Raw genomic sequence first — 20,338 nt, 5'->3', positions numbered from 1 at the left:
GATCAACCGTCCAGGGGCGGTTGCCCTGAAAGCCGCATTGACAGTGTCCAGCCGACCCTCGAAGGTTGATTCCACGAACTGGGGGACGTCGGCTCAGGCCCAAGGGGGTCGTCGGGGAGCTGCGAACCTGCACGTCTTGAAGAAGGTTCCTGTGTTGCGAACACTATCGCGCCGGTTTGGCGCGGGCATCGCCGCGCTCGCGCTGGCGCTCATGGCGGCACCAGCCGCTCAGGCCGAACCCGAACAGACAGAGTTGAAGGTCGAGGCGGCCTTCGACAAGCCGTCCTATTCCGCGGGCGCGTTGGTCACGCTGCGTCTGTCGATCAGCAATATCGGCACGGTGGCGGCCGTGAAGGCGGTTGTGGTCACCGACGGCGGCAACTTCTATCCGAGCAGTTGGGGCGAGTTGGCCCATAACGCCGGTGCGCTGATCGAGCCGGGCGTCACGCGGACTTTCGAAGTGACGAGTTACTTGTACAACCCCACCGACAATGTGTCGATCAAGGGACGGGTGTTTTCGCCATCGGTGCGGCCGGTCTACGATCCGCAATTCGACCTGCGCTCCGAGGTCCGGGCCACAACCGGTGGCTGGACTGGTGTCGTCTACGGCGACCGCAACGAGAACAACCAAGTGGATCCCGGTGAGCCGCTCGGTGGGACCAAGGTCAGGATGGCCGGCGGAGTCCCGTACTCGAGTTTCGAGACCACCACGGGGCCGGATGGCGGCTTCGCGTTCCCGCGGATCCCGACCGGTCAGTACTCGTCGTCAATGATCGCGCCGGACGGCTGGGTCACGCCGTATGAGAGGTTCGCCATCGACGAGGGCGCACCCCTGCAGTCGGTCATCCGGGCAGTCCGGCCGTTGACCGACCGGCTCAGCGCGTCGATCACCTTGTCCAAGGACAGTTACCAGCCTGGCGAGAACGTCCAGGCCACTGTCACGCTGACCAACCGGGGCAGCACCCCCATCACCGGCCTCAAAGCCTGGTGCAACCGCGTCGGCAACGACAACAGCATGAACAACAGCCCAGCCTGGGGTCTCCTCAACTGGGATACCCCAGGCCTCACGGTCGCGGCAGGCGAGAGCAAGACCGTCACAGTCGTCGATTCTCTTCCCACCAAGGCCCATGATTGGGGTGAGGTCGTCGTCGCCTGCGACTTCGGCCCCGACGGCAGCGGCGACGGCAACCCGGAGGCACGGGACTCAGCCAGGGTCCCCGGCCAGATGGGCAGCGCGGATGTCAACGTCACCCACGGCGGGACGCCAGTTGCCGGAGTTGTGGTGCTCCTCGTCGACCCGTACACCAAACGGATCGTCAGCCACCAGACCAGTGATGCCAACGGCAAGTTTCATGTCCGTAACCGGCAGGCCGGTCGATACGAGGTGATCGTGCTGGGCAGCAAGTGGAAGCTCCAGTATCCAGGCGCGACCATCCAGCTCTGGGCGTCGAACGGCATCGAGTGGATCAATATGGTGCCCCGATAGCCATCTGCTGCAGGTGCGTCCCATCCGGGACGCACCTCACTTTTAGTGGGGGAAGGCTCGCCAGGTTCGTCGGTCGAGGTGTTCGCGGTGTTGCTCGATGGCGTAGGAGATCTGGGCGAACCAGTAGGTGTCCTCGATCAGGGGGAGGTAGCCGATGCTCGCGGCCAGGCCGGGCAGGTCGAGGGTGAAGTACATGCTCATCAGGGGGTTGACGAACAGTTCGCTGCCGGCGGTGCGGTCGGTGAACTGGCTGTTGCCGAATTCGCCGCGCAGGGAGGCGGCGATCTGGCCGTTGACGATGCTGGGGCGGCGTGGGGTGGCGGCCTGGGCGTGGTCGACGGCGCGTAGATAGGCCGTGGCTTCGGGGCTTTGCGGTGGGATGGAGAAGGCGCCGAGGTAGGCACCGGTTCGCTGCAGGGCTGCCAGGTTTTCCAGAACGTGGGAATGGCAGACGCCGTGGTAGGTGTCGATGCCGAAGCCGACGCAGACGACCAGCCGTTGCAGATCAGGGATTCCGGCTACCGCTGCCAGGCTTGTCATGTCTTCTTCGGGTGTTCCGAGGCCGACTTCGTCGCCGCGCATCAGGATGTCTGTGCCGCCGTCGACGAGGACGATCGCGTCCAGGTCCAATTGGTCTGCGAGGGATTGGTATGCGGCGCGCAGCGGACGGACGCCAGTGCGGGGGAAGGCGTAGACCGTCGACGGGAGGGCTTCGGATTCCAGCCATCGCGACAGCGTTCGCTCCGGGAAGTATGTGCCTCTGACCTCGACGTTCGGGGTGATCGCGGCGACTGCTGGCGCGAGCCAGACCTCCATCGCCAGCTGGTCCAGATTCACGAACGACAGGTTGGCCAGGTGGACGGTTTTGCCGGCTTCGCGCAGTGCGAACGCCAGTGGCAATCCGGCGTAGACATCGAACCCGCCACCTGCTCCGGCGATCAGCACACGCTGGGATGTTCGTAATCGGGTGAACAGCGGCGGTTCAGATAGTGAGAACACCGTCCAAGCCTATCGGCGCCGATCGGCTACCCTTGGTAGTCCAGGCCGAGAGGCGCTGCAACGGACCACAGGTCCGCCACGCTCGGCCTGGCGCGAGTGCACCAAGGGCGCCTCCCAGCTAATGGGAGGTGGTCTGATGAGCAAGTCCCTCAAGCAACTGCTTGATCAGCGCGTGGTGGTGCTCGACGGAGCCTGGGGCACGATGCTGCAGGGTGCGGGGCTCAAACCCGACGACTACCGCGGTGAGCTGATCACCCCGGACCACCCCAAGGACGTCACCGGCGACCCGGATCTGCTCAACCTCACCCGCCCGGACGTCATCCTCGACGTGCACCGCCAGTACCTGGCCGCGGGCGCGGACATCACCACCACGAACACCTTCACCGCCACCAGCATCGGCCAGGCCGACTACGCGCTGCAGTCGCTGGTCAACGACATGAACGTGCAGGGTGCGCGGCTTGCCCGGCAGGCCGCGGACGAGCTCGGCGGCAAGTACGTCGCCGGCTCGATCGGCCCGCTCAACGTGACCCTGTCGCTGTCGCCGCGGGTGGAGGAGCCGGCGTACCGCGCGGTCACGTTCGACCAGGTCTACGAGTCCTATGCCGAGCAGATCAAGGGGCTCGCCGAGGGCGGCGTGGACCTGCTGCTGATCGAGACGATCTTCGACACGCTGAACCTCAAGGCAGCGGTGGCCGCCGCCCGGGACGTGGCGCCGCAACTGCCGCTGTGGATCTCCGTGACCATCGTGGACCTGAGCGGCCGCACGCTGTCCGGGCAGACCGTGGAGGCATTCTTCCGGTCGATCGAGCACGCGGACCCGATGATCGTGGGCGTCAACTGCGCGCTGGGTGCCACCGAGGCGCGCCCGCACGTCGCCGACCTGGCCAGGCTCGTGGGCACGTACACCGCCTGCCATCCCAACGCCGGTCTGCCCAACGCGTTCGGCGGGTACGACGAGACGCCGGACGAGACGGCGCGGTTGCTCAAGGAGTTCGTCGAGCAGGGCATGGTCAACATCGTCGGCGGCTGCTGCGGCACGACGCCCGCGCACATCGCCAAGATCGCCGAAGCGGTCCAGGGCATGGCGCCGCGTGACATCCCGGAAGTCGAACCGGCCACCAGGTTCAGCGGGCTTGAGCCGTTCGTGATCGGTGCCGACACCGGGTTCGTGATGATCGGCGAACGCACCAACGTCACCGGTTCGGCCAAGTTCCGCAGGCTGATCGAGGCCGGCGACCACCAGGCCGCGGTCGACGTGGCACTCGAGCAGGTCCGGGGCGGTGCGAACCTGCTGGACGTCAACATGGACGCCGACCTGCTCGACAGCGAGCGGGCGATGACCACGTTCCTGAACCTGATCGCCACCGAGCCGGAGGTGGCCCGGATCCCGGTCATGGTCGACAGTTCCCGGTGGAGTGTGCTGGAAGCCGGCCTGAAGTGCCTGCAGGGCAAGGGAGTCGTCAACTCGATCAGCCTCAAGGAGGGCGAGGAGCAGTTCCTGGAGCAGGCGCGCAAGATCCGTGACTACGGCGCGGGTGTGGTCGTGATGGCGTTCGACGAGAAGGGCCAGGCCGACACCACCGAGCGCAAGGTCGACATCTGCGCCCGTGCCTACGACCTGCTCACGCAGAAGGCCGGTTTCCCCGCTGAGGACATCATTTTCGACCCGAACGTGCTCGCGGTCGCCACGGGCATCTCCGAGCACAACGGCTACGCCAAGGCGTTCATCGATGCGTTGCCGCTGATCAAGCAGCGATGTCCGGGCGCGCGGACCAGCGGCGGCATCTCCAACCTGTCGTTCTCCTTCCGTGGCAACAATGTCGTGCGCGAGGCGATGCACTCGGCGTTCCTGTTCCACGCCGTCAAGGCCGGGCTGGACATGGGCATCGTCAATGCCGGGCAGCTCGCGGTCTACCAGGACATCCCGGACGACCTGCTGGAACTGGTCGAGGACGTGCTGTTCGACCGGCGCGAGGACGCCACCGACCGGCTGGTCTCGTTCGCCGAGACGGTCAGCGGGTCCGGCACACAGCGCAAGGTCGACCTGTCCTGGCGTGACACGCCGGTGCGCAAGCGCCTGGAGTACGCGCTGGTGCACGGGATCGTGGACTTCATCGAGGAGGACACCGAGGAGGCGCGGCAGGACGCGGCGCGTCCCCTTGACGTGATCGAGGGGCCGCTGATGGACGGCATGAAGATCGTCGGTGACCTGTTCGGCTCCGGCAAGATGTTCCTGCCGCAGGTGGTCAAGAGCGCGCGTGTGATGAAGCGTTCGGTGGCGTATCTCGAGCCGTTCATGGAGGCCGAGAAGGAGAAGGCGCGCCAGGAAGGCCGGATCGACACCCGTAACGGCAACGGGAAGGTCGTGCTGGCCACCGTCAAGGGCGATGTGCACGACATCGGCAAGAACATCGTCGGCGTTGTGCTGGGCTGCAACAACTACGAGGTGATCGACCTCGGCGTGATGGTGCCCGCGGCGACCATTCTGGACACAGCGGTGACCGAAGGTGCCGACGCCGTCGGGCTTTCCGGCCTGATCACGCCATCGCTCGACGAAATGGTCAGTGTGGCAACGGAAATGCAGCGCCGCGGCCTCAAGCTGCCGTTGCTGATCGGCGGCGCGACCACGTCACGCCAGCACACGGCGGTCCGGATCGCGCCTGCGTACGACGGCACGATCGTGCACGTGCTCGACGCTTCCCGCGTTGTCGGCGTGGTCTCCGAGCTGCTCGACGACGATCGCTCCGTTCAGCTGGCCGAAAGCAACCGTGCGGATCAGGAGCGGTTGCGTGAACAGCACGAGGCCAAGGAACGCCGCCCGCTGCTGACACTGCAGCAGGCTCAGGCCAATCCCGAACGGGTTTCCTTCGAGGATCTGCCGATTCCCGATTTCACCGGTGTCCGGGTGATCGAACCGGATCTGACCGCGCTGCGCGAGATGATCGACTGGCAGTTCTTCTTCCTGGCGTGGGAACTGAAAGGCAAATACCCGGCGATTCTGGATCAGCCGGTGGCGCGGGAGCTGTTCGACGAGGCGAACGTCCTGCTGGACGAGATCATCGCGAACGGTTTGTTCCAGGCCCAGGGCGCGTACGGATTCTGGCCGGCGCATTCCGAAGGCGACGACATCGTGCTCGACGGCGAGCTCCGGCTGCCGATGCTGCGTCAGCAGACCGAAAAGCCCGAGGGCAGGCCGAATCGCTGCCTCGCCGACTACATCGCCCCGGCCGATGATCATCTCGGCGGGTTCGCCGTGGCGATCCACGGCGCCGAGGAACTGGCCGCCAAGTACGAGGAAGAGCAGGACGACTACCACTCGATCATGGTGAAAGCCCTGGCAGACCGGCTGGCCGAGGCGTTCGCGGAGTACATCCACCTGCAGGCCCGGCGCGCCTGGTTCGAGCCGGACGCCGAGCCCGACCTGGCAGACCTGCACGCCGAGCGATTCCGCGGCATCCGGCCGGCGCTGGGTTATCCGGCCAGCCCGGACCACAGCCAGAAACGGGAACTGTTCGACCTGCTCGGCGCCCAGAAAGTGGGAATGGCGCTGACCGAGTCGTTCGCGATGACCCCGGCAGCTGCGGTGAGCGGCCTGATCTTCGCCAACCCGGGCGCGAAATACTTCACCGTCGGCAGGCTCGGAAAAGACCAGACCGAGGACTACGCCCGCCGCCAGGGCACCACGCTGGAAACCGTCGAACACTGGTTGCGTCCCAACCTGGGCTACGAGAGTTCGTGAACAGATAACCGGCCACAGCGTGCGGGAACGGCATTATCGTCTCCCGCATGCTGGGTCGATTATCGCTCTGTGCGGCGCTGATTGTTGTCCTAACTGGTTGTGGCTCGTCCACAGCCGGGACCGCGATCGCGCCGCCGCTGAGCTCGACTCCGTCATCACTATCGCCGCCGTCACCGTCTCCTCCTCCGGCGATGACGACGACCAGCTCTGCGACGCCGATCTCGTCAGCCCCGCCACCGCTTCCAGTGGCCGGGAACCCGGCTGGGCGTGCGGTCGTGCCCGCGGAAGCCAAGGCAGAGGACACGAGCAAGCCTTCCCGCGTGATCGGTGACGGCACACCGGCCAGTTGCACGTCCCAGGCTGTGGTGGCAGCGGTGGCCGCGGGCGGAGTGATCGCGTTCTCCTGCGGGCCCGCGCCGGTGACGATCCAGATGGCGGCCACCGCGAAGATCAAGAACGCGACCGGCCCGAAGATCGTGCTCGACGGCGGCGGCAAGGTCACGCTCAGCGGTGGCGGCCGGCACCGGATCCTGTACATGAACACCTGCGACCAGGCCCAGGGCCACACCACCTCGCACTGCCAGGACCAGGACCACCCGCAACTGACGTTGCAGAACATCACGTTCGCCGACGGCAACTCAACCGGCGACGAAACCGAAGGCGGCGGCGGGGGAGCGGTGTTCGTACGCGGCGGCCGCGTGAAGGTCGTGAACTCCCGGTTCGTCAAGAACCGTTGTGATCCAACAGGTCCAGACCTCGGCGGGGCCGGACTGCGCGTGCTGAGCCAGTCCAGGGGTCTCCCGGTCTACATCGTCAGCAGCACCTTCGAAGGCGGCCAATGCGCCAACGGCGGCGCCCTGAGCGGCCTGCACGTGTCCTTCACCGTGCTCAACAGCATCCTGCGCAACAACGCCGCCATCGGCCGCGGCGCAAACCCCGCCCGCGAAGGCACACCCGGCGGCGGCAGCGGCGGCGCCATCTACAACGACGGCGACAAATTCACCGTCCGGATCGGCGGCTCAATCATCGAGAACAACAAAGCCAACGAAGGCGGCGGCGCCCTGTTCTTCGTCAGCAACGACCGCACCGGCACCCTGACCATCGAAGGCTCGACCCTGCGCCGCAATCCCAGCGCAGGCTTCGAGACCACCGGCTACCGCGGCATCTTCTACCTCGGTGCAGGCACCCCATCAGTCAGTGGCTCAACGATCCAGTGATCCCAGTTCCAGGTAGGCGGCGAATGTGCCGAGCCAGTGTTCGGCGGCGTAGCCGTAGCCGAAGACGTAGTCCCAGCCGAGGCGGGAATGTGCGTCGGCGGCTTGCTGGGCGAGGGGGATGAATTGGTGTGATGGTGGGAGGGCGGCGGCGATCGAGCGCCAGGCCCAGGCGCGGGAGAGGACCAGGCCGGCCAGGTGGGAGCCGAGGGGGTCGCTGGGGTCGTCGACGATGACGGGCTCGCGCAGGGTGGTCCAGCGGTCGTCGGCCAGGTCGGGCAGGAAGGCTGAGAGCCAGAGGCCGAATTCGGAGCTGTCCAGGACTCGGCGCATCAGGTCGGCTTCGGCCAGGGCCGGAGAGAGGAAGTCGGCGGCGTCGGGTTCGAAGCCGCCGTAGCCGACGTCGTCGAGGTGCCAGCGCAGGGCGGCTGAGGTGCAGGCTTCGGTGAGTTCGGTGTCACCGCGGCGCTGGGCTGCGTCGAGGACCAGGCTGGTGGCGAAGGCGGTGTTGGTGTGGGTGCCTACGCGGATCGGGAGGCGGGCGTCGCGGATCCAGGTGAGCCAGCGGTCGCGGAGGACCTGCGCGAGCGGCGCGACCGACCAGGGGGAGTCCGCAAGCTCTGCGTCGAGGGTCAGCAGCCAGGCCCAGCCGTAGGGGCGCTCCCAGTATTTGCCGGCGTCGGTCGAGAAGAAGGCCGCCTCGGTCGAGCAGTTCTCCGGGGTGATCAACTCTGTCAGCACCGACCGGGCTTCGTCCGCGGCGGGTAAGCCGGGGTCCAGACGTAACAGGCGCGCCGCCAGCCAGGTCTGGTGCACGCATGAGTGCCAGTCGTACGAACCCGCGAAAACCGGGTGCAGCGTGCGGTGGGGCACCAGGTCCGCCGGTGAGTGGATCAGCTTCGTCCAGTGGACCGGGTAGTCACGCCGGACGTTGGCCACGGCCGTGACGAGCAACCGGTTCGCGGTCTCGCTGTCCAACCGTGTACTGCCTGGAAGTGGGGACATGGGGGCCAATCCTGCCTGACGCGAAATCCGGTGTGGCGACCTCTTAGGCTATGGGGGTGAACTGGACCGTGGACGTGCCCGTCGACACGCTTCCCGAACTGCCCCCGCTGCCGCCACACCTGCGCAAATCCCTGGACGACGCGCTGGCCAAGCCCGCCGCGCAGCAGCCCGAGTGGCCCGACCCGGACAACGTGCGCGCGGTACGCACGCTGCTGGAGAGTGTGCCCCCGATCACCGTGCCCGCCGAAGTGGACCGGCTGGGGGAGCGGCTGGCCGAGGTCGCCAACGGCGAGGCTTTTCTGCTACAGGGCGGCGACTGCGCCGAGACGTTCGCCGACAACACCGAGCCGCACATCCGCGGCAACATCCGCACCTTGCTGCAGATGGCCGTGGTGCTGACCTATGGCGCGAGCCTGCCGGTGGTCAAGGTCGGCCGGATCGCCGGCCAGTACGCCAAGCCCCGCTCCAACGCCACGGACGCGCTTGGCCTGCCTGTGTACCGCGGCGACATCATCAACTCGCTGGTCGCCACGCCTGAGGCCCGCGTGCCGGACCCGTCCCGGATGGTCCGGGCGTACGCCAACGCCGGCGCGGCGATGAACCTGCTGCGTGCCCTGACCGGGGCGGGCATGGCCAGCCTGGGCATGGTGCACGACTGGAACAAGGACTTCGTGCGGACCTCGCCCGCGGGCGAGCGCTACGAGGCCCTGGCCGGTGAGATCGACCGTGGCCTGCGGTTCATGTCCGCCTGTGGCGTCCACGACCACTCGCTGGAGCACACCGAGATCTTCGCCAGCCACGAGGCGCTGCTGCTGGACTACGAGCGCGCGCTGCTGCGGATGGACACCTCCGGCGAGGAGGCCAAGCTCTACGACCTGTCCTCGCACTTCCTCTGGGTCGGCGAGCGCACCAGGCAGATGGACGGCGCGCACCTGGCGTTCGCCGAGCTGCTGGCCAACCCGATCGGCCTGAAGATCGGCCCGGGCACGTCGCCCGAACTGGCCGTGGAGTACGTCGAACGGCTCGACCCGCACAACAAGCCGGGCCGGTTGACCCTGATCAGCCGGATGGGCAACCACAAGGTGCGCGACGTGCTGCCCGGCATCGTGGAGAAGGTCGAGGCGTCCGGGCACAAGGTGATCTGGCAGTGCGACCCGATGCACGGCAACACCCACGAGTCCTCGACCGGCTACAAGACCCGGCACTTCGACCGGATCGTCGACGAGGTCCAGGGCTTCTTCGAGGTGCACCGCCGGCTCGGCACGCACCCCGGCGGCATCCACGTCGAGCTCACCGGTGAGGACGTCACCGAGTGCCTCGGCGGCGCGCAGGACATCTCCGACACGGACCTGTCCGGCCGTTACGAGACTGCCTGCGACCCGCGCCTGAACACCCAGCAGTCGCTGGAGCTGGCGTTCCTCGTCGCGGAGATGCTGCGTTCCTGACTGGTCCCTTGTGAGCGGCCGGTCCGGCCGCTCACAAGGTCAGTTGCCGCCGAAGTTGCCGAAGAAGCCGCCGCCCCGGACGCCGACGCGGACGGTCGAGCCCTTCTCGACCCGGTTGCGCGCGCCCGGCGCCTGGGCGAAGACCCGGGCTCGGTTGTCGTTGCCGTTGCCGAACGCGACGTCGAGCCTGAGCCCGAGCTTGTCCACGATGTCCCTGGCCTCTTCGACAGTCCTGTTGTTCAGGTCCGGCACGACGACGGCGTTCGAAATGATCAGTGTGACCCGCTTGTCCTGGACGACCTGACCGGCTCCTGGGCTGGTGGAGATCACTTTGCCGCCGTCGACGTTCGGGGCGAACTGCTGGCGGACGGTCTCGACCTCCCAGCCGGCCTCCTGCACCAGGCGACGGGCCTCGTCCTCGGTCTGGCCGGAGACGTCGGGCAGCGGCTGCAGCGGTGCCTCGCCCTTGCTGAGGATGATCGTGACGGTGTCGCCGAGTTTCAGCTGCGTGCCGGGGCTCGGCGAGACACGCAGGACCGAGCCCTTTGCCACCTTGTTGTCGAACTCGTCCTCTTCGGCGTTCAGCGTTGCCTTGAGATCCTGTGCCTTGAGCGCCTGCTCCACGGCCTGGATCGTGGCACCGGCCTCGACCTGTGGCACGATCGGCGGCCCGGCGGAGACGTAGATGTTCACGCCGGAACCGGGGATCAGTGTCCCGGTCGGCGGATCGGTCCGGATCACCTTGTTCTTGTTGATGGTGTCGCTGCGTGTCTGCACCACGGTGACGACCAGGCCGGCTTTCTCGATCTCGGTGGTGGCCGCGGCGGAGTCCTTGCCGACCACGTTCGGGATCGCCACCGGCTCGGTCCTGGTCAGAAAATACGTGCCTATGCCGGCGACCAGGGCGAACACCACGGCGATGATGAGCCACTTCGGCTTCTTGCGACCGCCGAGCCGGGCACCGAGGCCACCGGTGTTCGGGCGGCCTGGCTTCGGGCCGCGTGGCTGCACCTGCTGCGGCCCGGTCTGTGGCGGGTCGCGCTGGATCAGGGGGCGCGGCACGCCGTCCAAGTCGGATCGCAGCATCGCCTTGGTGCCCTGCCGGCCAGGCACAGTCTGGCGCTGCCCCTGCACAGGAGCGGTCTGGATGGTGGGGACGTCGGCGGCCCTGGGCATGGTCTGCTGGCCGTGCGAGGGCGATGGGATGGGCACGGCCGGGCTGCCGATCAGCGTGCGGACCTGGTTCAGCTCGTGCAGGAACGCGGCGGCGTCGGCGGGGCGTACGGCCGGATCCCGGCGCGTCGCGCGCAGCACCAACTCGTCCAGCGCCTGCGGAATCCCGGGCACGAGCTGGCTGGGCGGCGGCACGTCGTCGTTCACGTGCCGATAGGCCACCGATATGGGGGTGTCCCCGACGTACGGCGGGGTGCCGGTGAGCATCTCGTACAGCAGGATGCCCGCGGAGTAGACGTCACCGCGTGCGGTGGTCGCACCTGTGGTCACCTGTTCGGGCGACAGGTACGCGACCGTGCCGAGGATGACACTGTTGCTCGTGTTGCCTGCGCTGGCCATCGCCTTGACCAGGCCGAAGTCGCCGACCTTGACCATGCCCTGCTTGCCGATCAGCACGTTCTCGGGTTTGACGTCCCGGTGCACCAGCCCGGCCGCGTGCGCGGCAGCGAGCGCCGACAGCACCGGCTCCAGCACCGACAGCGCGAGCGGCACAGCCAGTCTGCCGCGCTCGGTCAGCAGGTCACGCAAGGTTCCGCCGTCGACCAGCTCCATCACGAGGAACACGTGGTCACCGTCGAACCCCTGGTCGTGCACAGCGATCACGTTCGGGTGATGCAGACTCGCGGCCGCCCGCGCCTCGCGTTCGAACCGGTCGACGAACGACCGGTCCTCGGCGAAGCGGTGGTCCATCACCTTGATGGCGACCGGCCGCTCCAGCCGGGTGTCCATGCCCCGGTAGACAGCCGACATCCCGCCGCGCGCCAGTGGCGCGTCGACCCGGTAACGCTGCTCGAGCAACGTCGCCATTTGAAGCCCGCCCTTCTCCTGCACGTCTGGGATCGTACGGATCGGTTCGCTCCTTGTGGTCGGCCTGCCTCATTTCTTACACGTGTGACGTGTGGCATCGTGTTCAGTTGTGAGTGCGATTCCCATTGCTGAAGATGTGCTCGAGCCAGCGGTGGAGGTTTTGACCCTGCGGCAAGTGGCCGACCGGTTCGGCCGCCCCGTGAGCCGAGTCCAGCAGGCTCTTCGAGACAACCAGCTGATCGCGGTTCGCCGAAACGGCGAGCTCGTCGTCCCGGCGATCTTCCTGACCGACGAGAACGAGGTGGTCAAGGGCCTGCCGGGAACCATCACCGTGCTGGTGGACTCCGGCTATTCGCCCAGCGAGATCCTGCGGTGGCTGTTCACCGCCGACGAGTCCCTGCCGGGTATGCCGATCGAGGCCCTGCGCGGCAACCGCGGCCGCGAAGTCAAGCGCCGGGCCCAGGCCCTGGCGTTCTGACCTGCGGCGACGCCCAGTCTGGGCAGCGCGACCAGGATGCGCTGCCCGGTAGGGACGACCGCGCGCCGATCCAGAACGGCGTAGTCCGCGGCCACGATCTCGTCGAGGATTCCCCGATACAGCTCAGCCGCGGTGCTGACGCACGGCCTTGCCTCGGGCCGTAGCAGCGCGATCCCGGGCTCGGCCCGCCGGTAGATCGCGTACGTCCGGGCGACCAGATGGGCCAGAGCCCTGCGCACATTCTGGTCCGGCCGGCCAGTGCGCCGGGCCCAGCGCAAACGGTTGCGGTCCACGCCGAACACGGCCAGTTCGTCGGCCGGCAGGTACACGCGGCCACGATCGAGGTCCTCGCCGACGTCCCGCAGGAAGTTCGTCAGCTGGAACGCCTCTCCCAGCGCGGCGGCGTACGGCTCGGCCTCGGCGCGCGGTCCGGCCGTGCCCAGGACGGGCAGCATCTGCAGGCCGATCACGCCTGCGGAGCCGTAGATGTAGGCGGCGAGGTCGTCGAAGGTCGCGTACTCCTTGACGTGCAGGTCCATCCGCATCGAGGAAAGGAAGTCGGCGAACAGCTGCGGGTCGATGCGGTAACGCTCGACCGTGTCGGCCAGTGCCTTGAGCACGGGGTGGGTGCCTGTCCACATGTCGCGTTCGAGGGCCATCAGCTCCAGCGCCTGCTGGGCTTTGGGCAGCCTGCCGTCCACGATGTCGTCCGCGATCCGGGCGAAGCCGTACAGCGCGTGCACAGCGGGCCGGTCCTCGATCGGCAGCAGCCGGGTGGCCAGGAAGTACGTCCGGCCGTGGCTGGCGTTGATCGCCTTGCTGGCGGTGTACGCGGCGCGCAGGTCCGGGTCGGTGACACCGGCCGCGTCCAGCTCACGCCTGCTCACGCGTCACCCTCCAGCCTGCGAAGACACCTGCGGCTGCGGTCAGCAGCACCCACCACCAGTTGTATAGACCGGTGTCCCCACTCGGGTAGTTGATAACCACAAGCCACACCGAGACACCTGCCACAATCGCGGGCCGCATCGCGAAACCAGCCGCCAGGACAAGCGGCCACGTGAAGTACCAGGGCATCGTCACGGCCGACAGCAGGACCGTCGCCAGCAACGCCCACGCCGCTGCCGCGACCGCCTTCGGCCCGCCTTCCCGGGATCGCCACCACAGCCACACGATGATGCCTGCCAGCAGCGCCCAGCCGCCGATCCGTGCGGCCGGGATCACGCCGAACAGCTCGCCCACACCGGTCGGCAGCGACAGCCAGTGGATGAGCAGCGAGTTGCCGCCCAGCGCCTTCAACCAGCCCAGATCGACCCCAGCAGCGAGCGTGCACAGTGCGAACACCGCCACTGTGACCACGGCGCCGAGCCCGGCGGCTTTGACGAACCCGAGCCGTTTCTCCCGGGCTGCCCAGATCCAGACCAGGAACGGCAACGCGATCGCGGCCGTCACCTTGATCCCGACCGCGAACGCCACGATCACGATGCCCAGCAGGTGCCGCCGGTCCAGCACGAACAACGTCCCGGTGGCCAGCAACGCGATCATCAGCAGGTCGTTGTGCGCACCCGCGACGAGATGCACCAGGACCAACGGGTTGGCCGCACCGATCCACAACGCCTGCTCAGCCGTGCCGCCGAGATGCCTGGCCAGCCCCGGCAGCGCGGCACAGAGCAGCACCAGCCCGGACGCGATCACGATCTTCGTGATGGCAGCGGCGAGGACCAGGTGCGGGCCTGTGACCGCGACGATGCTCTTCATCAGCAGGATGAACAGCGGTCCGTACGGCGACGGCGTGTTCTCCCAGACCCAGCTGACCTTGGCGGTCAACGGGCTGTCCAGGCCGGACGGGCCCACGGTGTACGGGTCCAGCCCGGCGTGCGCGATCGCGCCTTGAGCCAGGTAGATGTACAAATCCTGGCTCAGCACGGGCGCGGCGGCGAGCAGCGGCACCGCCCAGGCGGCGATCGCGGTGAGGATCTGGGTTCGGGTGCATGCCCGCAACCAGAGCCAGCCCCAGATGATCAGCCCCGCGCCGACGTAGAACAGGGCGCGGTTGTAGCCGAGGTAGGAGGCGGCACAGATCGCGGCCGAACCGGCCAGCCCAAGCCCCAGAGCCAGGCCATACCGAGTGGAGACAGGTGCTGCGATCGCGGACATCGCGGCAATCCTCGCACCCGCGTCCCACCCCGACCTACCGCGGGTATGTTGCCCCCAATGCCACATTGGTGGCATCTGACGCCACCAATGTGGCATTGGGGGCAAACTCAGCGGGGGCAGCCGACCCACTGGGCGGGCGGGCACGCGCCGGTGCGGCCCTTGTAGGCGCCGACCAGCTGACCGGCCAGAGCCTGTGCGCCTGCCGGATCACCGGTGGCGGCGATCTCCTCGGCGACGCATTCGGTCTTGATGCTGGACTGGCAGTACTTGAGCTGGGCGTCTGCGGTCTTGCGCCAGTCCTTCCCGGTCGCCACGCCGTACTTCCAGAGCTGCTTGTCGCTCTTGCCTGCCTTGTCGCGGATCAGGTACACGTGCTGGTCGCCTTGCGGGTTGGCGACCGGCGTCTCCGCTGACGAGGCCAACGCGCGCAAGGCGGCGGGGCTCGGTGGCGTGATCAATGCCATGGCCGTCCATTCGGCGCCGTACGGGTGCTGACCTGCGACGGACTGAGCGCGGCGGTAGAACTGGACCCATTCCTGGGAGGCGAGGGTGCACGTCGCGCTGCCCGCCTGGTTGGGCTGCAACGGCCCGACACGGCTCTCACACGAGCCGATCTCGTCGCCACCGGCGTTCCACGTCGCCTTGATCGCGACCCGGACGGGCACCTTGCCCGTGTTGGTCAGCTCCACGACGATCGCGCAGCTCTTCACCCCGCAGTTCTCGAAGCGGTGTGTGCCCTGCTTGACGCCGGTGAACGGGTCGTAGGCGCCGTCCAGCTCGGCCGTGCGATCGGCCAGGTCACGGTAGATCGCGGCCATCTCGCTGGTGGCATCCGTAACGCTGAATGCCAGGTCACGGACCTTGGTCGGGTCGGTCTTGCCGCTCCGGTTGAGGTCGAAGCGGACCAGGCCGTGGGGCGCGTTGACGCTCAGGAACAGCATTCCGGTGTCGGTCGGGACCTCCATCACCTCGACACCGGCGACGGTCGTGCGCTTGAGGACGTTCGGCTCGTCGGCGTTGCCGATCGGTTTGCCGAACATCGCGGGCAGCTGCTCGGTGTCGAAGATCCGCTCGATGTCCACGCCGAGCAGCACACCGGGCGCTTTGACCCAGCGGTCGGCCACGGTCGGCGCGGTGGTGTCCGGCACGCCGGAGAGCTTCAGCCAGAAGTCCAGCCCGCCCTTGAGATACAGCGTGTGGTCGACGACCAGCACGGTCGCGGGCAGGCCGTTGACCGACAGTTCACCGCTGGCCTCACCGGCTTTCGTGACCGCGACGTTGAGCGTGACGTTGTCGCCCGCGGGCGCGGTCAGCGAACCGTTGTAGCGGACCGCACCGGCACCTTTCAGATCCACTGTGGACTGCGTAAACGCGTCGATGGTGGAGAACTGGGCTGGTGGCGGAGGTCCGTCGGGCGGTGGCTCGTCCGATCCGCTGCACCCGGCGCACAGCACGAAGGCGATCCCAAGAGTGCCCAGCGTGCGCCACATCACGCTTCCAAGGTAGTTCACTACTCAGCGCAGCCGATACCACGGCTACCGATGCCCTACCGGGCTGTGACTACCCCGTGATCCGTTGTGCGGCCAGCTTCCCGGAGATCACGACCGGCGGAATGCCGACGCCCGGAGTCGTGCCGCAGCCGGCCAGAACAGCGTTGTCGACGCCCGGCACCAGGTTGCGTGGCCGGAACGGTCCGGTCTGCCGGAACGAGTGCGCCAGGGAGAACGGTGTCCCGGCGCCCAGGCCCTGCGCCTCCCAGCCCGCGGGCGTGACCAGTTGCTGCACCTCGATCGACGCGCCGAACCCGGTCAGGCCACGCTGTTCGAGCACGCCGATCAGCTCGTCGCGGTAGGCCGGGCCGATCCGGGGCCAGTCGATCCGCGAGGTCTTGAGGTTCGGGCAGGGGGCGAGGACCTGGACGACCTCACGGCCGTGCGGTGCGAGCGCGGGATCGGTCGCGGTCGGCCGGGTGACCAGCAAGGACGGGTCGCTCATCAGCTTGCCGCGCCGCGTGATCTCGTCGAACGTCCGGTCCCACGCCTGGCCGAAGAAGATCGTGTGATGCCCGAGCTCCGGCCAGGTCCGGCGGACACCGGCGTGCAGCACGAAGGCGGACGGCGACCACTGCAGCGGGACCGGGCGGCGGTACGGCAACCCGAGCAGACGCCGGGCCACCGGCAGGTCAGGTGTCAGAACCACCGCGTCGCAGGGGATTCGCTCACCGGTCGTGGTACGCACGGCTGTGACACGTGAACCGACGCGTTCCAACCATGCTGCGCCACACGAATACTGAACGTTCGCGCCCGCGTTGTGCGCCGCTTTCGCCATCGTGTCAGCAACTGCGGACACACCACCGCGCGGAAACCACACGCCCGCAATGGTGTCCATGTACGCGATCACCGCGTACGCGGCCAAAGCCTTGCGCGGCGGCACACCCGCGTACAGCGACTGGAACGAGAACAGCCGGCGCACGCGGTCGTCCGACAGGTGCTTCGCGATCGCCGGGCCCAGCCGCCCGAACCCGCCCAACGCGACCAGGCTCGCCAGCCTTGACCCGACCAGGTCGAGCGGTGAGTCGAAGTTGGCGCCGATAAAGGAATCCCGCTCGACCCGGTAGAGCTCCTCCAGCCAGCGGCGGAGATCGAGGTAGCCCTGGGCTTCGCGTGCTCCGGCGGCCCGGCGCACCTCGTCGGCCATCGCGGTGGCGTCCGAGTGCACGCGGATCGTGCTGCCGTCGGCGAAATGCGCGGTATAAGCCGGATCCAGCCTGATCAGGTCCAGCATCGGCGCGCCCACGGCGTGCAGGGCTTCCTCGATCAGCTCCGGCATGGTCAGCACGCTCGCGCCGGAATCGACCGTGTAGTCACCCATCCGCATCCGGCCGGCCCGCCCGCCCGGCTCCGGTTGCGACTCCAGGATCGTGACCTCGCGGCCGGCACCAAGCAGGTGCAGCGCGCACGACAACCCGGCGAGCCCGGCACCGACCACCACCACGTGGCCGGTCCGGCCTTTCACGGTCCTCAGTGGTTCCTCCTGGTCGCGGCCACCGCGAGCTCGGCGAGCCGGTCACCGGCGGGCTCGGCCAGGTCGGCCGAGTCCAGTGCGTGCATCGCGGTCTGCGTGAGCTCCTCGATCCTGCGCTCGACCGCGTCGACCGCACCCGACTCGATCAGCACCGAGCGGGTCCGTTCGATGTCTTGGGCTGTCAGGTCCTGACGGCCCAGGCAGTGCCTGATGACCGCGGCACCGGCTTCGCCTGCCTGCTGCAGACCGAGCGCGACGAGCAGCGTGCGCTTGCCTTCCCGCAGGTCGTCCCCGGCGGGCTTGCCGGTGACCTCGGTGTCGCCGAACACCCCGAGCAGGTCGTCACGCAGCTGGAACGCCACGCCGATGTCCGCGCCGAACTCCCGCAGCCGCTCGATCACCTCGGTGTCCGCGCCGGCCAGCGTCGCACCCATCTGCAGCGGCCGCTCGACGGTGTACGCGGCGGTCTTCATCCGGGCCACCCGCAATGCGGCCGACGGGGACTCGTCGCCCTGCACCTGCGTGAGGATGTCCAAGTACTGACCTGCGAGCATTTCCGAGCGCATCGCCTGCCACGGCTCGCTGGCCGCGGCGATCCGGGGCGCCGCGACGCCCGAGCCGTAGAACATGTCATCGGCCCAGGCCAGCGCGATGTCGCCGAGCAGGATCGCGGCCGCCATGCCGAACCGCTCAGGCTCGCCGAGCCAGCCCTGCTGCTGGTGCAGCCTGCCGAACGTGACGTGCACGGTCGGTGACCCGCGGCGGACTGCGGAATCGTCCATCAGATCGTCGTGTACCAGCGCACATGCCTGGATCAGCTCAAGGCCGCTCACCGCGCGTAGCACCGCGGGCGCGTCCGGCTCGCCGCCCGCGCCGCGCCAGCCCCACCAGGCGAACGTGGGCCGGATTCGTTTGCCACCACGCAGGATGAACTCCACCAGGGCGTCGAGCGCGTCCGCCAGCTCCTGGGTCAGGCTGGCCATGGTCGACTGCTTGGCCGCCAGGTACTCGGTCAAGGTCTGTTCGACGTGGGCCCGGACGGACTCGTCGATGGTCGCTTGGTGCACGCCACCATGGTGCCCTCGCCACAGTTGGTCGGCGCGCGGGGGTCGGCCGGGCCGATACCCTTTTCGCATGACGTCCGTGCTGGAGCGTATCCACGTTGACCGCGTCACGTTCTCCGTCGAGTTCATGCCGCCCCGCGACGACGCCGACGAGCAGATTCTCTGGAATTCCATCCGGGAACTGGAAGGCCTGGACCCGGCCTTCGTGTCGGTGACCTACGGCGCAGGCGGCTCCCGGCGGGACCGCACCATCCGGACCACCGGCCGGGTCGCGCGTGAGACCACGTTGGTCCCAATGGCGCATCTCACAGCGGTGGACCACTCCGTCGCCGAGCTCCGCAACGTCATCGGCTGGTACGCGGCCGTCGGCGTGCACAACGTGCTCGCCCTGCGTGGCGACCCGCCCGGTGACCCGATGGGCGAGTGGGTCAAGCACCCGCAAGGCCTGAGCTACGCCACGGAGCTTGTGCAGCTTGTCCGCGAGCTGGGCGATTTCTGCGTGGGTGTGGCCGCGTTCCCCTATGGACACCCGCGGTGCGCCGACATCGAGACCGACGCCGACCGCCTGGTGGAGAAGTTCCATGCCGGCGCGGACTTCGCCATCGGCCAGCTCTGCTACGACGCCGAGACGTTCCTGCGGCTGCGCGACCGCGTCGTCGCGCGTGGCAGCGACGCCCCGATCCTGCCCGGTGTGATGCCACTCACCACGCCACGGATGCTCGCCAAAGTCGAGGAACTGTCGGGGTCGCCCGTGCCGGAGAAGATCGCCACCCGGCTGGAGCCGCTGGTGGACGACCCGGCCGCGTTCCGCGCCGCCGGTATCGACGTGATCACCGAGATGTGCGAGCAACTGCTGTCGGAGGGCGTGAACCTGCTGCACTTCTACACATTCAACCGCTCCAAGGCGACCAAGGAGGTGCTCGGCAGGCTGGGCCTGGTGCCGAGCAAGACGTCCTGAGCGGCTAGACGAACTCGGACTGGTCCTGGCGCTGGATCTGCCGGTTGGTGCGGCGGTGCGCGACCAGGGCCAGCACCAGCACGATCAGCGCCACCCCGACGGCTCCCGCGCCGACCAGCAGGACCCAGCGGGTCCAGGACAGCCCGGACTCGTCGTTGTACTGCGCTGTGGCGTTGATGTCGGTGATCTGACCGGGCTTGGCCACCCAGCTGATGTTGTTCTCCAGCTCCATCGCGCCGTTGGTCTTGCCGATCGGGCCGGGGAAGGCGATCTTGATCTGCACGTCGGCCTTGTCCGGCCGCAGCTGGCTCAGGTCGATCACCCCGGCCAGCGAGACGATGTCGCCCGACCGCCGCAGGTTGATCTTGAACCGGCTGGTGAAGGTGCTGATCGACTCCGCGAGGGTGCGTACCTGCTCGAAGGTGAGCTGGCTGAACTGCACGGTCTGGCCGACGTAGCCGTCCTCCGCGTAGGGCGTGAGAGTGACCTTGTCGGACAGGTTCGCCGGGACCGTCAGCGGCGGCCCGGTCTCCTCGGGCTTCACCTGCACAGTCGCGATCTGCAGGGTGCCGGAGACCAGATCGTCGGGACCGACGGCCATGGCCGCACGGACACGTACGCAACCGCTTAGTGCGAACGCGAGGACAAGCAGCAGCGGCACAACAGCCCACCGGCGGGCCGAACGCCTGTGAACCAGGTGCACCGGGCCATAGTGCCAGCCTTGTCCAGCCC

General features: G+C 68.0%; 14 protein-coding genes, 1 pseudogene and 1 riboswitch. Of the genes and pseudogenes, 6 read left to right on the top strand and 9 right to left on the bottom strand.

Annotated features, from left to right (window positions below; translation table 11 throughout):
- Positions 1–154 precede the first annotated feature (154 nt).
- Positions 155–1,486, top strand: coding sequence for a hypothetical protein (locus JOF56_RS56545; RefSeq protein WP_209647740.1), 1,332 nt, complete (start codon positions 155–157; stop codon positions 1,484–1,486).
- A gap of 42 nt (positions 1,487–1,528) precedes the next feature.
- On the opposite strand, the gene JOF56_RS56540 is transcribed toward JOF56_RS56545, so the two are convergent.
- Positions 1,529–2,485, bottom strand: coding sequence for a DUF1152 domain-containing protein (locus JOF56_RS56540; RefSeq protein ID WP_209647739.1), 957 nt, complete (start codon positions 2,483–2,485; stop codon positions 1,529–1,531).
- A 41-nt stretch (positions 2,486–2,526) separates the two neighbouring features.
- A riboswitch (S-adenosyl-L-homocysteine riboswitch) is annotated at positions 2,527–2,605 on the top strand.
- Positions 2,606–2,621: 16 nt separating this feature from the next.
- On the opposite strand from JOF56_RS56540, the gene metH reads away from it, so the two are divergent.
- Positions 2,622–6,224 (top strand): methionine synthase, encoded by a 3,603-nt coding sequence (metH, locus tag JOF56_RS56535; protein ID WP_209647738.1) that lies wholly within the window; start codon positions 2,622–2,624, stop codon positions 6,222–6,224.
- A 191-nt stretch (positions 6,225–6,415) separates the two neighbouring features.
- Complete coding sequence (locus tag JOF56_RS56530; RefSeq protein WP_245378821.1) at positions 6,416–7,441, top strand: hypothetical protein; 1,026 nt, start codon at positions 6,416–6,418, stop codon at positions 7,439–7,441.
- Here the strand turns inward: JOF56_RS56530 and JOF56_RS56525 are convergent.
- Complete coding sequence (locus JOF56_RS56525) at positions 7,427–8,443, bottom strand: DUF2891 domain-containing protein (RefSeq protein ID WP_209647736.1); 1,017 nt, start codon at positions 8,441–8,443, stop codon at positions 7,427–7,429. The two genes, JOF56_RS56530 and JOF56_RS56525, sit on opposite strands and share 15 nt — an antisense overlap.
- 56 nt (positions 8,444–8,499) lie before the next feature.
- On the opposite strand from JOF56_RS56525, the gene JOF56_RS56520 reads away from it, so the two are divergent.
- Positions 8,500–9,888, top strand: a complete 1,389-nt coding sequence (locus JOF56_RS56520; protein ID WP_209647735.1) for a class II 3-deoxy-7-phosphoheptulonate synthase — start codon at positions 8,500–8,502, stop codon at positions 9,886–9,888.
- Positions 9,889–9,927: 39 nt separating this feature from the next.
- Here the strand turns inward: JOF56_RS56520 and pknB are convergent, their stop codons facing one another.
- Positions 9,928–11,928, bottom strand: coding sequence for a Stk1 family PASTA domain-containing Ser/Thr kinase (gene pknB, locus JOF56_RS56515; RefSeq protein ID WP_209649106.1), 2,001 nt, complete (start codon positions 11,926–11,928; stop codon positions 9,928–9,930).
- A gap of 109 nt (positions 11,929–12,037) precedes the next feature.
- On the opposite strand from pknB, the gene JOF56_RS56510 reads away from it, so the two are divergent.
- A complete protein-coding gene (locus JOF56_RS56510) occupies positions 12,038–12,406 on the top strand; it encodes an Rv2175c family DNA-binding protein (protein ID WP_209647734.1) in 369 nt (122 codons plus the stop codon).
- Here JOF56_RS56510 and JOF56_RS56505 read toward each other — a convergent pair.
- From JOF56_RS56505 to JOF56_RS56485, 5 genes and pseudogenes are all read right to left on the bottom strand, one after another.
- A pseudogene (locus JOF56_RS56505) lies at positions 12,370–13,293 on the bottom strand (phytoene/squalene synthase family protein); the annotation flags it as partial. The gene JOF56_RS56510 and the pseudogene JOF56_RS56505 overlap by 37 nt on opposite strands.
- Complete coding sequence (mptB, locus tag JOF56_RS56500; protein WP_209647733.1) at positions 13,280–14,560, bottom strand: polyprenol phosphomannose-dependent alpha 1,6 mannosyltransferase MptB; 1,281 nt, start codon at positions 14,558–14,560, stop codon at positions 13,280–13,282. The gene mptB and the pseudogene JOF56_RS56505, both read right to left, overlap by 14 nt.
- A 107-nt stretch (positions 14,561–14,667) precedes the next feature.
- Positions 14,668–16,053 (bottom strand): hypothetical protein, encoded by a 1,386-nt coding sequence (locus JOF56_RS56495; protein WP_209647732.1) that lies wholly within the window; start codon positions 16,051–16,053, stop codon positions 14,668–14,670.
- Positions 16,054–16,120: 67 nt separating this feature from the next.
- Positions 16,121–17,584, bottom strand: a complete 1,464-nt coding sequence (crtI, locus tag JOF56_RS56490) for a phytoene desaturase family protein (RefSeq protein ID WP_209649105.1) — start codon at positions 17,582–17,584, stop codon at positions 16,121–16,123.
- The gene (locus JOF56_RS56485) at positions 17,581–18,651 is read right to left on the bottom strand and encodes a polyprenyl synthetase family protein (RefSeq protein WP_372448351.1); all 1,071 of its coding nucleotides are present in this window, start codon (positions 18,649–18,651) and stop codon (positions 17,581–17,583) included. The genes crtI and JOF56_RS56485 overlap by 4 nt, the downstream gene beginning before the upstream one ends.
- Before the next feature lie 67 nt (positions 18,652–18,718).
- Here JOF56_RS56485 and JOF56_RS56480 point away from each other — a divergent pair, with 67 nt between their 5' ends.
- The gene (locus JOF56_RS56480; RefSeq protein ID WP_209647731.1) at positions 18,719–19,606 is read left to right on the top strand and encodes a methylenetetrahydrofolate reductase; all 888 of its coding nucleotides are present in this window, start codon (positions 18,719–18,721) and stop codon (positions 19,604–19,606) included.
- A 4-nt stretch (positions 19,607–19,610) separates the two neighbouring features.
- On the opposite strand, the gene JOF56_RS56475 is transcribed toward JOF56_RS56480, so the two are convergent.
- Positions 19,611–20,309, bottom strand: a complete 699-nt coding sequence (locus JOF56_RS56475; RefSeq protein WP_209647730.1) for an LppM family (lipo)protein — start codon at positions 20,307–20,309, stop codon at positions 19,611–19,613.
- Positions 20,310–20,338: the final 29 nt, after the last annotated feature.

This window comes from Kibdelosporangium banguiense (assembly GCF_017876405.1).
GTDB classification, from domain to species: domain Bacteria; phylum Actinomycetota; class Actinomycetes; order Mycobacteriales; family Pseudonocardiaceae; genus Kibdelosporangium; species Kibdelosporangium banguiense.
This window is presented reverse-complemented; position numbering and strand designations above follow the sequence as displayed.